The following is a 14,447-nucleotide window of genomic DNA, read 5'->3' on the forward strand; positions in this document are numbered from 1 at the left end:
CTGTGCCGATCAGTTGTGCCGGACGGCCCGACCGGCCCATCGCCGATACCGGTCGAGTTGCGCAGGAAGCGGCGCATTCTCAACCCCGGTCGTCCTGGTGTCGAGCAGCGCAGACCTGACATAGTTTTCCTGGCGCGTTTGATATCCGGATGCGGGCCCACGCCGGCCCGCCGCGGCGTCCGGGTTTCACCAACTGGCCGTTCGCGGGTAGTTGGCCTGTGTGCGCCAATTGGCGCAGCCGGACTCTGGACAAGCCGAACTTGCGCAGATGCCCGCGGGGGACGGCCGACGGCGTCGCGGTTTCGGACCCGTACGGCACTGGCGCCTCGGGGCTGACGGCCCAATTCGGTCAGCGGTCCTCTCGAAAGTCGACGTGGCGCCGAACCACGGGGTCGTACTTGCGCAGGACCAGCCGGTCCGGGTCGTTGCGGCGGTTCTTGCGGGTGATGCATGTGTAACCCGTACCGGCCGTGGAACGCAGCTTGACGATCAGCCGAATCTCGTTGCGCGCCATCAGATTCGCTGCCCTTCGCGGCGCAACCGGGACACCACGGCCTCGATACCGTCGCGGTCGATGATCTTGATGCCCTTGGCGCTGACTCGCAACCGAACTCGGCGGCCTTCCGAGGGCAGGTAGTACGTCTTGCTCTGGATGTTCGGCGACCAGCGCCGACTCGTCCTGCGATGTGAATGCGAGACCGCGTTACCGAATCCGGGTTCCCGTCCTGTGACCTGACACCGAGCAGACACCCCACAACCTCCTGACAGTCCAGCTTATTGAAAATCGTTTTCGACAAGCCCCTGCCCGTGACGGTACCCTGGGACCGGTCTAAATGAAAATGATTGTCGATAAGAGGTGCTGATGCGGAAACCTGTAGTCTTGGTCGCCGGCCAGCAGAACACCGATCCGGTCGTGGGCACCTTGCTGCGCACCTGTGGAACGCTCGTGGTCGAGCATCGTTTCGACGGATACACGGTGCGCCGCATGACGGTCGATCTGCAACACGGCGTGTTGACGACCGCAGAGATCGGCATCGAGCTCGCACACGGATGTGTTTCCTGCACCATCCGCAACGACCTTCTCGTGCTGCTGCGTCAGCTGAGCCGCCGCGATGATGTGGACCGTATCGTGGTCCACCTCGCACCCTGGCTGGAACCGGAACCGATCTGCTGGGCGATCAACAATGTCCGGATCAGGGTGGCGTCCGGCTACATCGACGGCCCTGCGGCCCTTGATGTTCGGATCGCGGCGGTCGTGACGTGCGTCGACTCGTCGCGGTGGCTGCGCCAGGTTCTGGGTGAGGGCGAATTAGACGACGGACGTACCGAGGCGCAGGTGGTGGTCGGACAGGCAGAATTCGCGGATGTCATCGTTCTCAGCGATGTGGAGCCAATCCTGGCCACGGTGCTGCGACGCTTGGCGCCCCGCGCACGGATCGGCTACGGAGCGAACAGAATTGAGCAGGTGCTCGCCGGCCTTGACAGTCGTGCGCGCCGGGGGCGAGACGATGATCCGCACGGCCCGTTGCTATCCGGGCAACCTCCCCTCGAGCCCACCGGCACCGTCCAACTTGTCGAGTTCAGCGCCCAGCGTCCGTTTCACCCCCAGCGTCTGTACGACCGCATGGAGCTGTTGCTGGAGGGAGTGATCCGAACTCGAGGTCGCTTGTGGCTAGCCGGTCAGGACCAGCAGGCGATGTGGCTGGAATCGGCGGGAGGTGGATGGCGGGTCGGTTCAGCAGACAAGTGGCTCACTGCCATGACCGACGCGGAGTTGGCCGGCGTCGACGACGAACGCCGTGCCCTCGCCCAGTTGAGGTGGGACCCCCTGCACGGCGACCGGCACACGGCAATGACGATCCTGGTCTACAGCGCGGACTCCGGCGAAATCCTCGATGGTCTCGGCCGTGCTCTGCTCACCGACGACGAACTCTGCTCCCCCGCTGACTGGGACCGCTATCCAGATCCGTTCGGCGATTGGAGCGAAGACCTCACCGAAACCGCCGATTCTTTCGACGATATGGCCGCCATTCAGAACGCCGACCATCGAGCGAACTAGTTGCAACGAGGGCAATTAGGGGTGGCGCGGTAATCGCGACGGACGGACTCACACCGTGCCGCTGCGATGCCATCGCTCCGACGAGGTCACCGCCGTGGCAGCCGGGGCGGGCCTGCCTGTTCCGTTGGGGGTCCCCGGCGTGTAACAATGTCGCCCGTACGGCGATGACGACGCAGGAAGCCGGTGCGAATCCGGCGCGGTGCCGCCACTGTCATCGGGGAGCGACCCTCACATGCCACGGCCATTTGGCTGGAAGGCGAGGCGAGCGGCGATCCGAGAGCCAGGAGACTCGTGTCATCGCATCCTGCTAACCCGGGGCGGAGCACCCCGGAGAAAGCCGCCACCTCAGATGCTGCGCGTCCTTTGCCACCTCCTGTGCGGTTGGCCGTACGACGCCTGTGCAAATTTTTCCGACCGGCGGTCACCGTACTGGCGAACGAATAAGGGAGAGCAAGCATGTCGTTTGTGACCGCAAGTGCGGATCTGATGCAGAGCGCAGCACAAAATCTGTCGGGTATCCGCCGAGCGCTCGCCGATGCCGCCGCGACGGTTTCGGGACCCACCACGGGAATCGCGGCCGCAGCTGAGGACGAGATCTCCATCGCGATCTCGTCGTTGTTCGAGAACTTCGGCCGGCAGTTCCAGTCGGTCAACTCACACGCGCTGGCGTTTCATACCGAGTTCGTCAGCTCGATGAATTCCAGCGTCGGGGCCTACACAAGTGCCGAGGTCGCCAACGCGCAGCAGAACCTGCTCGGCGCACTGGGCTCATCCCATGCACCCGCGGCCGCGACTGCCGTCGACCCGATCACCCGGTGGGAGCAGGTCGTCGCGACGACGGCGCAGAACGCCGAGACGGTGTTCGGAGCCTCGCGGGTCGGCCTGAACACGTTCACCGGTGGCATCAACCACCTCGTCACCAACCCCGCGGGCTTCTTTGCCAAGCTGCAGGCTGCTGCACAGGCGATACCCCTGGTCGGTGCCCCCAGAGACCTCGCACTCGCGGTCACCCAGCACACGCTTGGCGGTATCACCCAGACGATCTCCGACCCGGTGACGTACGTGCCCAACGCGCACAACGAAATCTATACCGGGCTGATCGAGAGTTTCCTCCCCGACGGGCCGGTGGGAGTAGTGCTCACTGAAGTCCTGAACTTCGCAGCTTCACCCTTGAGCGGCCTGCTCATGGGTGCCGTGGGTCCATTCGCAAGCCCCGGCGTCGCGCTGCTCAACAGCGCCGGCGGCGTCCTCGCCGATATCACCGGCGGCAATGTGACGGGGGCGCTCACCGGCCTGTTGAACACACCGGCCAACGTCGTTGACGGTTTCTTCAACGGGGCCACGTTGAACCTGGATCCCCTTGCGCCGCTAGTCAACCAGTTCATCAGCGGTCCCACCGGGGGCACCGAACAAGTCACCGGCTTGAGCCTTGGTTTCGGTGGCCTCTTCAGTCCGGGGCAGGTTGTGTACGGTGCCGCCGGACCGATCTATAACGGCGTCGGCGGTTCGCTGTTGAACTCGATCGGAGTCGAGCTCACTTTCACTGAAGACGAGTTCCAAGGCATCCTGCCGATTCCCGCGCTCCCGGTCGGTCCGATCGCGGCGACGGCGAATCTGTTCAGCATCGTCGGACAGATATTCGGCGGCGGCTTGGAGCCGCCTCCCCTGCCAGTCGAGATGTAGGCAAACTCTCGGCGAACACCTGCCTCAGCGGTAGAAATGGTGCCCACACGGCGCGGCATCTTCCGCTGGGGCAGGCTATGCCGACCCGGACGCAGCAGGGGTCGGCTGATCGCGCCGAAGTTGCCAGCCTCGGGCACGCAACCGCTCTTCCCAGAACCTGGTATAGGTCCCCTGGTTTGCGACCAGCTGCTCGTGACGTCCGCGTGCGCTGATCCGACCGTCATCGAGGACAAGAATCTGGTCGGCGTCTATCACCGTCGAAAGTCGATGTGCGACAACGATAACCGTGCGCTCGTGAGCTAGTTCGCGGATGGCTGCGGCCACGGCGGCCTCGTTGACGGCATCGAGCGCGGCCGTAGCTTCGTCCAGGAGCACGACCGGCGCATTCTTGAGCAACGCGCGGGCAATCGCGACACGCTGCCTTTCCCCGCCCGAGAGCGCCGACCCCCCTTCGCCAACGCGTGTGTTCCACCCGTTGGGCAGCCGGTTGATGACTTCGTCGAGCCGGGCGATGCCGGCAACGTGGGACAGCTCGGCTTCTGCGGCATCAGGATCGGTCATCCGCAGGTTGTCAGCGATGGTGCCGTCGAAAAGGTAAGCGTCGTCGAATACTTGCGCGGTCAGGTGTGCGACTGCGCTGGTGCCGAGTTCGCGTACGTCGTAGCCGCCGATGCGGATGCTGCCGTCGTCGACGTCGAAGAAGCGGGCAATCAGTCTGAGCAACGTCGTCTTCCCGGCGCCGGACGGGCCGACGATCGCGGTAAGACTGCCGCTCGGGATGGTGGCGTCGACGCCGCTTATGACCTCGTGGCTCGAATCGCGGTGGTGGTACCCGAATCGCACACCACGCAATTCGATGTCCGCACCGGCGGGCGTCGCCGCTCGGTCGGGCTCCGGCAGCGGTGGCACGGCCAGCAACTCGCGCACTCGAACGATCGCGTCGGCGTTGACTTGTACGTGACCGGCCAGGTCGCCGAGCTGAGAGATCGGATCGATCATGCGCAACGTGATGATGAACAGCCCGATCAGCGTCGGCACCGCAAGATCGCCGCGCAAGGTCAGGGCGACCGTCAACCCGATGATCGTGGTAACGACGAGTTGCATCGTCCCGAAGCATCCAATCAGTCCCCACGCACCGCGGATAGTCAACCGCGACTGCGAGTGTTGTTGCTGGACAAGGGATTCCTCGAGCGCGCCCAGCGATCGACGGTCCAGCACCCCATACGCTCGCAAAGTCGGCTGCTGGCGGGCGAACTCCACGATGCGGGACGCGGTCGCTGCCACGTCGTGTTCGTACTGGGCGTCGTTGCGGTGCACGATGCCCATATACATCTTCAGCGACAGCGCGCACAGCACGGCACCTACGGTCAGAGCGATGCCAATGCGCCAGTCGCTCAGATAGCTGCCGATGATCAGCGTGGCCGGTGCGGTCACTCCGACGATGATGTGCCGCAGCATATGCGCCGGGAAGTCCGCGACGTCGGTCGCATCCTTGCTGACCAGACGTCCGACCGGACCGGTGCGGTCCGCACCGAACCAGCCGATCGGCAAGGTGGCCAGGTGATTTCCGATTCGGGTATGGAAACTGGTCAGCACGTCAGTGCCGACCAGGAACCCCAGTGATGTGCTCCACGCGAGCAACGCGTGGTGGGCTCCGACCGTTACCGCGATCGCCGCGATCCATGACCACAGCTGGGCCCATGCGACTGGCCGTTCGAACAGTGTGCCGAGCAGCGGTACGACCAACAAGAAACCGATGCCCTGGAGAACTCCCTGTGCACCTTGCAGTACCAGCATGGTGCGCAGGTGGCGGCGCCCGCGGGCATCGAGCAGCTCGAGCAGATGCCGAATGATGGTGATCAACGGTCGACCTTCAGTTGTTGGGCAACAACGTGTTCGGCTTCTCTCTCGTGCTTCCACAACCGTGCGTAAATGCCGTCGTTGTCCAGCAGGTCGCGATGCGCACCCTGTTCGGCGATCCGGCCGCCGTCCAGCACGACGATGGCGTCGGCACTTTGAATCGTGCTGAGCCGGTGCGCGATCACCAACACCGTGCGGCCGCGGGTGACCTCGGTCAGCGCGTCTTGGATGCGTGCTTCGCTTTCGGGGTCGGCGCTCGCGGTCGCCTCATCCAGCACCAGAATCGGGCGGTCCGCCAGGATCGCGCGGGCAATGCAGACCCGCTGGCGTTCACCCGCTGAAAAGGCCGCGTCCTGTCCGATCATCGAATCGAACCCCCGTGGCAATTGCCCGATTTTCCCCAAGATCTGAGCTTTACGCGCGGCCTCCCGCACCGTCGCGTCGTCGGCGTCGGGACAGCCGAGGCGGATGTTGTCGCGGACACTCATCGCCAACAGGTGTGCGTCCTGGAACACAAAGGCGACTTGCCGGTAAAGCTCTGCCGGGTCGATGCGACGCAGGTCGACTCCGTAGAGTTCGACCGAGCCCTCGCCCGGATCGTTGAACCGGGGAAGCAGCTTGGCCAGGGTGGATTTCCCGGAACCGGACGGTCCGACCAGCGCGGTGAGGGTACCGCGGGCCAGGCTCAAATCGATCCCGTCGAGGGCGACAGTGTCTCCGTATGAGACACGCACGCCCCGCATCTGCACCACCGGGCCGGGCGCCTCGGCGTCGATTTCAGCCGGGTAGTCGGGGGTGGGAAGGTCCGGGGTAGCCAGCAAGTCGCGGATCTCCCCGTACACCTTCAGCGCGGAGACCAAGGGCTGCACCGACATCAACAGCGACATCCAACCGGACGTGATGACGGTGCCGAACACCAGGAAGGCGATGAAGTTCTGCAACGAGAGATCGCCGTTGGCCGTGAGGATTCCGCCCGCCGCCGCGACGCCCAGCAGGATGCTGGGCGGCGAGAGCAGGATTTCGGCAATCACACTCGCGACGCTGGTAGCTTTCGCCCAGTCGAGGAAGAAACGCGCGAATCCTTGACATACGTCCTGGAAGTGCCGGCTCGCTGTTCCGGGCGTGCCAAACGATTTCACGACGCCGATGCCGTTGACGAATTCCACCGCTGCGCCGTTCAGACGTGCCAACCATTGCAAGAACTCTGGATACTTGGTTTCGGCGCTGGCCATCGCGCGTTGGTATGCGGCCAGCCCGGCGAACACCGGAAGCAATGTCACCAAGGCCATGCGCCAGTCCAGGTAGAACAGGTAGATCAATGCCACCAGTGGTGGCACCACGGCCGCACTCAGCTCGACAATCGAATGCGCAACAAGGCGGTGCAGCGCAGCCACATCATCTTCGACCGCTTTCTTCACCACGCCGGAGTTTCGCTCGTCGAACCAGCTCAGCGGTACGCGGCCGAGCTTGACCAGCAATTCCCGCCGGATCTGAAACGACACGCGAATATCGGCCAGATGCGTCATCACTCCGGCGGCGAATACCCCCAACTGCTTTGCTGTCAGCGCACCGATCGCCACAATGACGATGGGCCATACATCGGTGTCGCCGACGAGTAGCCGACGACTGACCTCCACGACGACGAACAGCGGGGCCATCCCGGCCAGCGAGCTGACCGCGGCCAACAAACCGCACGCGATCAGCGTCACCCGGGCGGATTTCAGGATTGCCGGCGCTTGCGCGGGCCTGCTGTCGCTGCGCGGACGCACGCATCCCCTCCGTCCGAATGATTACTGCCCTGCGGTCATCGCTGTCAGGATTCGCCTCACCAGTGGAGTTGAACGAGTCCCCGATCGTCCGTTCTCCGATGAGGGTAACCGGGGTGGACGGGCGTCCGGCCGTCGCCAGACCACCACCGAGGCGACCACGACGGCCCCGGCCTGCACCGCCCTCGACAGGAGCACGGCGCGGCGCAGGTCGATCACGGTCGGCGAATGCCCGTCCCCCAGCGTCGGGCGGATCTGCAACTCGTGGCGGTATTGGGTGGGTCCGCCCAGCCGCACCCCCAGCGCACCGGCGAACGCCGCCTCGACGACGCCGGCGTTCGGGCTGGGATGCCGGGCCGCATCGCGACGCCAGGCCCGCACCGCGGCTGTCGGGGACCCGCCCACCAGCGGCGCGCAGAGCGCCACCAGTCCCGCGGTCACCCGCGCCCCGACGTAGTTGGCTGCATCATCCAATCGTGCCGCGGCCCAACCGAATCGGAGATAGCGCGGGGAGCGGTGCCCGACCATCGCATCCAAGGTGTTGACCGCCCGGTATCCCAGCACCGCCGGCGCACCGCCCACGGCCGCCCACAGCAACGGCGCCACCACCGCGTCGGAGGTGTTCTCCGCCACCGACTCCAGCGACGCACGCGTCAAACCCGCCTCGTCCAACGCTGCCGGGTCACGTCCGCACAACGACGGGAGCAACACTCGCGCACCCTCGACGTCACCGCGCTCCAGCATCGCCGACATCCGGGAACCGGTGCGCGCCAATGACGTTCCGCCCAGCGCCACCCAGGTGGCCAACGCGACGGCCGTCGGCGAGCGCACGCGGCGTTGCAACATCACACCCGTCAGACCCGCCACGCCGACCAGCACACCCACGTGCACTGCGCCGGCGAGCCGAGCGTCTCGGTAGGTCAGCCGTTCCAGCTTCGCGGCCACCGCGCCGAACAACGCCACCGGATGCCCGCGGCGCGGGTCGCCGAACACCAGGTCGGCCAGATATCCGGCCCACACACCGAGCATCCGGGCCGGTGGGGTCGATGCAAGCATTCCGGCAGCGTCTCATACGTGATGTACTCGATCCCATGGGCAAGGATCCGCAATGAAGCGGCCGGCGACCAGGGTCGCCGACCTGTTGAACCCGGCGGCGACCCTGATGCCGGCGGCGAACGTCATCATGCAGTTGTCCCTGCCGGGCGTCGGCTACGGCGTGCTGGAGAGCCCGGTGGACAGCGGCAACGTCTACAAACATCCGTTCAAGCGGGCCCGCACCACCGGCACCTACCTGGCGGTGGCGACCATCGGCACCGACGCCGACCGCACCCTGATCCGCAAGGCCGTCGACACCGCGCACCGGCAGGTGCGTTCCACCGCGACCAGCCCGGTGTCCTACAACGCTTTTGATCCGAAGTTGCAGCTGTGGGTGGCCGCCTGTCTGTACCGCTACTTCGTCGAACAACACGAATTCCTGCACGGCCCGCTCGACGACACCGCAGCCGAGCTCGTATATCAGGACGCCAAGCGCTTGGCCACCACGTTGCAGGTGCCCGAGCGCATGTGGCCGGCCGACCGGGTCGCCTTCGACGAATACTGGAAGCGTTCGTTGGACGATTTGCATATCGACCCGCCGGTGCGCGAGCACCTGCACGGGGTGGCGTCGATGGCCTTCATGCCGTGGCCGGTGCGGGCGCTGGTCGGGCCCTTCAACCTGTTCGCGACCACGGGTTTCCTGGCCCCGGAGTTCCGGGCGATGATGCGGCTGGACTGGTCGCCGTCCCAGCAGCGCCGATTCGAGTGGCTGTTGGCCGCACTGCGGCTTGCCGACCGGCTGATACCGCACCGACTCTGGATCCTCGGCTACGAGCTGTACCTGCGGGACATGCGGTCTCGCGCGCGCCGCGGCCGGCGGATCGTCTGAATTACCGGCCCGCCCGTTCGCCCGTCCGCCCCGTTCACCCGCCGACTGCGCAATTCACGACGCCGGACCGGCGTGTCGCGTCGTCAAATGCACAGTCGGCGAAGCAGTTTCAGCGTACCGTCGCAAAGAACTTGCGGAGGTCCTCGACGAACAGCTCCGGCTGCTCGAAGGCGGCGAAGTGCCCGCCGCGCGGCATGGTGGTCCAGTGCGTGATGTTGAAGTTCGGCTCACACCAGGAGCGCGGCGCGCGCAGCACCTCTTTCGGGAACGCCGCTACGCCCGTAGGTATTTCGACCCGGGTGTGGTCTCCCCACACCTTGAAGCTCTCCCAGTACAGGCGCGCTGAGGACGCACCGGTGCCGGTCACCCAGTACATCATCACGTTGTCCAGCAACTCGTCTCGAGTCAGCACGTTCTCGGGATGCCCGTCGCAGTCCGTCCATGCCCAGAACTTCTCCACGATCCAGGCCAGTTGGCCCACCGGCGAGTCGACCAGCCCGTAGCCCAGCGTCTGCGGTCGGGTGGACTGCTGCTTGGAATAGCCGGTGCCTGATCTACGGTGCTCGGCGAGTGCGGCCATCGCCGCCTGCTCCTCCGCGGTGGGGTTGGTCAGCGACTCTTTGGTCGGGGTGCCCAGCGGCATGTTGAGGTGAATCCCCGCGCAGTTCCCGCCGTTGCGGCCGATCTGGGTGGTGACGGCCGCACCCCAGTCGCCGCCCTGGGCGCCGTAACGCGCATAGCCCAGCCGCAGCATGAGTTCGTCCCACACCTGGGCGATCTTCGGCACGCCCCACCCGGTGCGGCCCGGTTTGCCGGAGAAGCCGTACCCGGGCAGCGACGGGCACACCACGTGGAAGGCGTCCTGGGCGCGGCCACCGTGGGCGGTGGGGTCGGTCAGCGGCTCGATCACCTTGTGGAATTCCACAATCGAGCCCGGCCATCCGTGGGTGATCAGCAGCGGGAAGGCATCCTCGTGCGGCGACCGCTGGTGGATGAAATGGATGTCGAGGCCGTCGAATTGGTCGATGAACTGATCGAAGCGATTCAGCGCCGCCTCGCGGGCGCGCCAGTCGTAGTCGCCGGCCCAGTACGCGGCCAGGTCGCGGGTGTAGCGCAACGGGATGCCCTGGCTCCAGTCGTCCACGCATTCGGCCTCGGGCCAGCGGGTGCGGGCCAACCGTGCCTGCAGATCGTCGAGAACGTCGTCGGGAACATCGATGCGGAACGGCTTCACGCTATTTCTGCGCGTCCTTGATCAGGGTGCTGATCTGCTCGAGCAGTTCGCGCATGTCGGCACGCATGGCGTCGACCGCCGCGTACAGGTCGGCTTTGGTCGCAGGCTGCTGATCGGACGACAGTGGCCGCACCGGCGGTCCGGACGTCTGCCTGTTGCTCTGAGAGCCAGATGAGTCGCTCACGCCCACGAGCGTGCCATACCGGGGCAAACACGTCCAAGGGGTTGTCCCACCCCCACACCGGTGCGGTGCCGGGACGGGTCAGGGCGCCTGCCGGAACGCCCGGTTTCCGTACCGGTCCAGCGAGACGAACTCGCCGACCGGTCGACGCGACGTGGGGCCGTACTTGCCTTTGGGCCAGCCCATCGGAATCACCGCGACCGGCGTGATGTTCCAGGGCAAACCCAGAGCACGCTTAGCCGCGAATGTGCTCCACAGCGGCATGGTGATCAACGCCGCGCCCAACTCGGCCGCCCGCGCCGCCAACAGCAGGTTCTGCACTGCGGGATAAATGGAACCGTAGGCACTGCTGACTGCGATCGTCGGATACGGCGCGATGACGCCTTTGAGGCAGGCCACCACCACAACGGGGATCTCCTCGAAGTGATCGGCCTGCCACCGGACAGCCTTTTCGATGCGCAGCATCTTCTCGTCCATCCGCTTTTCCAAGGCGCGCTTGTAGATTGGGCCGAACACGTTCATGGCTCGGCGGTTCAGCCGGGCGAGTTTCGCGACGGCCTCGCGGTCCTTGAGGACGATGAACTCCCAATTCTGCGCGTTCGAACCGGTGGGCGCCTTCATCGCCAGTTCGAGCAGATGCAAGACGAGCGAATCGTCGACGGGGTCGCTCTTGAGCCGACGGATGGCGCGCTGCGTGCGCATCGCCTCTTCGAGCGGCATGTTCAGGGGTTCGTGCTGACTCATGCCGTTGATTCCAGCACGGCACGGCGCCGGACGAAATCCGCGCGTATCGCGCGGGTTCTCAACCGCCCATGTTCTGGACGGCGGTATCGAGGTCTGCTGCCAGCTCTGCCAGTTCGCGGTCGGCGAAGTCGACGCCGCCGGCCCGCTCCTGGAGTTCCGCGCGCGTCACGATCTGCAGGGCCCCGCGATAGTTCGGCGACGCGAGTTCGGCCGGAGTCTTCACTTCGATGCGGCCCTCAAGCAAAATCAGTGCAGCGTCCGCGTCTTGGTGGGCCAGCAATTGCCGGACGTCGTCAGCGTCGATCGCCATGGGAGCAGCTATGCCCCGCTCCGCGGCAGTCTAAGCACCAACCCACCGAATCGAACGGGACGCGACCGGTCAAGGCCGCAACGCCACCCGGATGCAGCCGTCGGTCTTGTTCTTGAACAGGTCGTAGGCAAGCACGCCCTTCTCCAAGGGCAAGTCATGCGTGATCAACTTGGCGGGATCCAGGTCGCCCTGCTGGACGTAGTCGAACAACCGCTTGACGTAGCGCTGCCCGTGTTGCTGGGACGTCTTCAAGGTCAGGCCTTTGTTGGTCAGCACGCCCATCGGGAACTTATCGGTCAGGCCGTAGACCCCGAGCACCGAGACCACGCCGCCCTTTCGGCACGCCAAGATCGCTTGGCGCAGCGCACTGGCGCGATCAGTTTCCAGCCTCAGCAACTGTTTTGCCCTGTCGTAGAGTTGCTGCAACCCGGTGCCGTGACCTTCCATGCCGACCGCGTCGATGCACGCATCCGGACCTCGGCCACCGGTCATTTCCCGGATCGTTTCGTGCACGCTGTCGACCGCGGTGTAGTCGATCGTCTCCAACCCGAAACCGTTGCGCGCCAGCGCTAACCGCTCCGGGAATCGGTCAATGACGATGGCACGCTCAGCGCCGAGCAGCAGTGCGCTGCGGGCCGCCATCAAGCCGACTCCCCCGGCTCCCCAGACAGCAACCGTGTCGCCACCGGAGATATCGCAGAAGTCGGCGCCCATGAAGCCGGTGGGCACCGCGTCGGACAAGAACAGCGCCTGCTCGTCGGTGATGTCGTCGGGAATGGCAAAGCAGTTCGCGTCGCCGAACGGCACCCGAACGTATTGGGCGTGTGAGCCCGCATAGCCGCCGAATGGGTGGGTGTAACCGTAGATCCCGCCCGAGGGATAGCCGAGCAGCGGCTGTTGCAGTTCGGCGTTGGGATTGGTGGTATCGCAGCAGGCGTACAACTCGTGGTCGCAGTACCAGCAGTTGTCGCATGCGATGAACGACGGAACCACAACGCGCGCACCAACTTTGATGTCGCGTACCTCCGTACCTGTCTCGACCACCACTCCCATGAATTCGTGGCCGAAGACGTCGCCTTCGCGCATGCCTGGCAGGTAGCCGTCGATGAAGTGCAGATCCGAACCGCAGGTGGTGGTCAACCGGACTTCGACGATCACGTCGTGCGGATTGAGGATTTTCGGGTCGTCGACGGTCTCCACCGACAGGTCGTTGACGCCGTTCCAGCACAGTGCGCGCATGTCAGTCTCTCCTCTACCGCGCGGAGTTCCGCGCGCTCGGGTTGGAACGCAGCGTGGGGACCTCGCCGGTCTGCAGCAGCGCACGCGTCCGGTAGAGGATCTTGTAGATCGCACCACCAGTCAGCAATGCCGGCACCGGCGACTTGACGCGGAGAGTGACCTCGGTACCCAGGTCGCGCGGCGCGGCCTGATAGCTGACCACGATCTCGTTGCCGTCGCTGGTACCGACGTACCTGATGCGACCGGACTCGACGGTCAGCGTGGACTCCCAGCCGGCATCAGGCCCCTGCTGTAAGCGCCACCGGTAGCGGTCGTCGTCGGTGTGCTCGACGTCGGCGATCTCGCCGAGCACGACCGACAACTGGTCGGGGTCGGTCCAGAACTGTTGGACGCGCTGCACGGGGACCGCGACGGTGACCGTCTGCGCCGTGGCTGGGCCAGACTGCGCGTCGGCGACCTTGCGCACCACATTCTTCACCGGTTCCAGCACCTGTCTGACTGCTGAATTCACATCGGGCTCCTCCCGTTGAGGCGTGCGATACCCGCCCAGGCACCTGCGAAACGGAATAGCCGATGTCAGCTTCGGCGAAGGCGCCGGCTCTCGCCACCTTCGCGTGGCGTCACTGACGGGCGCCCTGTTCTTCGCCTTCCTTGATGCCGCCCCAGAAGTTGTCGGCGTCGGCGCGCCGAACGTCGCGCGACTTGCCCCGCCAATCGCGTACGGACCGCGTCAGCCCACGGTGGGTGGCCAGCACGCTCGTCCGCGAGGCGGTGTAGTTCGAAGTGCTCCCAGCGGTCGAACCGATCTCCGAACCGGTGGCGTAACTGTCCTGATTCGCACCCATGAAAACGAAGGTCCATCCCGACTTCCGCAGGCGCGCAATACGATCGAAGATCGCTGGCGCCGTCCACCGCCGGCTGGCGTTTTCCAGGCCATCGGTCATGATGACGACCAACTGATCCGCCGGGTCAGCGCCGGAGCGCTCGGAATATTCCTCGGCGCGGTCCAGCATCTCTGCGATCGCGTCGTACAGGGGCGTCATCCCGCGCGGAAGGAACCGACCGGCGATCGAACCGACCCGATCCAGCGGCTTGGCGTCGACGAGCACATCGTGGACGTCCGCACCGTCGAACTGGACCAGCGTCAGGGTTGCCTGTCCTTTCTCCCTGCGTTGTTCGGCGATGAACCCGTCGAAACCCTCTACCACGGCTTCGGCGATCACCTTCATCGATCCGGACCGGTCCAGCAAGAACCAGATGTCTGCGCGAGAGCTCTCCGGGGTGGATCGCCGACCGAGCAACGCCTCTAACTTCGCGATCCGTGCCAAGAGTTGCGCGACGTCACGATCCGCTTGATCCGCCATGGCAGTCCCCCCTTATCAACCTCAGTAATTGTCAGTAAGACCATAACAGGTAATTGTCTTTTCGACAAATATCCGCCTACGAT

The 14,447-nt window shown here is 65.2% G+C and carries 15 protein-coding genes, 1 pseudogene and 1 riboswitch; of the genes and pseudogenes, 3 read left to right on the forward strand and 13 right to left on the reverse strand.

Going from position 1 to position 14,447, the window contains the following annotated elements; translation table 11 throughout:
• Positions 1-205: 205 nt before the first annotated feature.
• From ACZYZ9_RS02110 to rpmB, 3 genes and pseudogenes are all read right to left on the reverse strand, one after another.
• Positions 206-347: pseudogene (locus ACZYZ9_RS02110) on the reverse strand (uS14 family ribosomal protein); the annotation flags it as partial.
• A gap of 2 nt (positions 348-349) precedes the next feature.
• Positions 350-514 carry a 50S ribosomal protein L33 gene (gene rpmG / locus ACZYZ9_RS02115; RefSeq protein ID WP_463824541.1) on the reverse strand — a complete coding sequence of 55 codons (165 nt, stop codon included), beginning with the start codon at positions 512-514 and terminating at the stop codon, positions 350-352.
• Complete coding sequence (rpmB, locus tag ACZYZ9_RS02120; RefSeq protein WP_463824542.1) at positions 514-750, reverse strand: 50S ribosomal protein L28; 237 nt, start codon at positions 748-750, stop codon at positions 514-516. Before rpmB ends, rpmG begins: the two co-directional genes overlap by 1 nt.
• 112 nt (positions 751-862) lie before the next feature.
• Here rpmB and mrf point away from each other — a divergent pair, with 112 nt between their 5' ends.
• Together mrf and gjpA are read left to right on the forward strand one after the other, a co-directional pair.
• Positions 863-2,059 (forward strand): ribosome hibernation factor-recruiting GTPase MRF, encoded by a 1,197-nt coding sequence (gene mrf / locus ACZYZ9_RS02125; protein WP_463824543.1) that lies wholly within the window; start codon positions 863-865, stop codon positions 2,057-2,059.
• Between the two features lie 128 nt (positions 2,060-2,187).
• A riboswitch (cobalamin riboswitch) is annotated at positions 2,188-2,370 on the forward strand.
• A gap of 145 nt (positions 2,371-2,515) precedes the next feature.
• Entirely contained in the window at positions 2,516-3,742 is a 1,227-nt protein-coding gene (gene gjpA / locus ACZYZ9_RS02130) for an outer membrane porin GjpA (RefSeq protein WP_463824544.1), read from the forward strand.
• A 75-nt stretch (positions 3,743-3,817) separates the two neighbouring features.
• On the opposite strand, the gene ACZYZ9_RS02135 is transcribed toward gjpA, so the two are convergent.
• Genes ACZYZ9_RS02135 through ACZYZ9_RS02145 form a run of 3 tightly spaced genes read right to left on the reverse strand, consistent with a single transcriptional unit; the run spans position 3,818 to position 8,424 of the window.
• Positions 3,818-5,605, reverse strand: coding sequence for an ABC transporter ATP-binding protein (locus ACZYZ9_RS02135; RefSeq protein ID WP_463824545.1), 1,788 nt, complete (start codon positions 5,603-5,605; stop codon positions 3,818-3,820).
• Positions 5,602-7,371, reverse strand: a complete 1,770-nt coding sequence (locus ACZYZ9_RS02140; protein ID WP_463824546.1) for an ABC transporter ATP-binding protein — start codon at positions 7,369-7,371, stop codon at positions 5,602-5,604. The genes ACZYZ9_RS02135 and ACZYZ9_RS02140 overlap by 4 nt, the downstream gene beginning before the upstream one ends.
• Before the next feature lie 21 nt (positions 7,372-7,392).
• Positions 7,393-8,424, reverse strand: coding sequence for a cobalamin biosynthesis protein (locus tag ACZYZ9_RS02145; RefSeq protein ID WP_463824547.1), 1,032 nt, complete (start codon positions 8,422-8,424; stop codon positions 7,393-7,395).
• 52 nt (positions 8,425-8,476) lie between these two features.
• Here ACZYZ9_RS02145 and ACZYZ9_RS02150 point away from each other — a divergent pair, with 52 nt between their 5' ends.
• Entirely contained in the window at positions 8,477-9,292 is an 816-nt protein-coding gene (locus ACZYZ9_RS02150; protein WP_463824548.1) for an oxygenase MpaB family protein, read from the forward strand.
• 109 nt (positions 9,293-9,401) lie between these two features.
• Here the strand turns inward: ACZYZ9_RS02150 and ACZYZ9_RS02155 are convergent, their stop codons facing one another.
• From ACZYZ9_RS02155 to ACZYZ9_RS02185, 7 genes are all read right to left on the reverse strand, one after another.
• Positions 9,402-10,526, reverse strand: a complete 1,125-nt coding sequence (locus ACZYZ9_RS02155) for an epoxide hydrolase family protein (protein ID WP_463824549.1) — start codon at positions 10,524-10,526, stop codon at positions 9,402-9,404.
• A 1-nt stretch (position 10,527) separates the two neighbouring features.
• Positions 10,528-10,710, reverse strand: a complete 183-nt coding sequence (locus tag ACZYZ9_RS02160) for a hypothetical protein (RefSeq protein WP_463824550.1) — start codon at positions 10,708-10,710, stop codon at positions 10,528-10,530.
• A gap of 78 nt (positions 10,711-10,788) precedes the next feature.
• The gene (locus tag ACZYZ9_RS02165; RefSeq protein WP_463824551.1) at positions 10,789-11,451 is read right to left on the reverse strand and encodes a nitroreductase family protein; all 663 of its coding nucleotides are present in this window, start codon (positions 11,449-11,451) and stop codon (positions 10,789-10,791) included.
• Positions 11,452-11,509: 58 nt separating this feature from the next.
• Positions 11,510-11,761 (reverse strand): hypothetical protein, encoded by a 252-nt coding sequence (locus ACZYZ9_RS02170; protein WP_463824552.1) that lies wholly within the window; start codon positions 11,759-11,761, stop codon positions 11,510-11,512.
• A 69-nt stretch (positions 11,762-11,830) separates the two neighbouring features.
• On the reverse strand, positions 11,831-13,000 hold the full coding sequence (locus ACZYZ9_RS02175) for a zinc-dependent alcohol dehydrogenase (RefSeq protein ID WP_463824553.1): 1,170 nt from the start codon (positions 12,998-13,000) through the stop codon (positions 11,831-11,833).
• Positions 13,001-13,013: 13 nt separating this feature from the next.
• Positions 13,014-13,511 (reverse strand): hypothetical protein, encoded by a 498-nt coding sequence (locus ACZYZ9_RS02180; RefSeq protein WP_463824554.1) that lies wholly within the window; start codon positions 13,509-13,511, stop codon positions 13,014-13,016.
• A 109-nt stretch (positions 13,512-13,620) separates the two neighbouring features.
• Complete coding sequence (locus tag ACZYZ9_RS02185) at positions 13,621-14,364, reverse strand: VWA domain-containing protein (RefSeq protein WP_463824555.1); 744 nt, start codon at positions 14,362-14,364, stop codon at positions 13,621-13,623.
• Positions 14,365-14,447 lie beyond the last annotated feature (83 nt).

It is taken from the genome of Mycobacterium sp. IDUB_28, assembly GCF_055419285.1.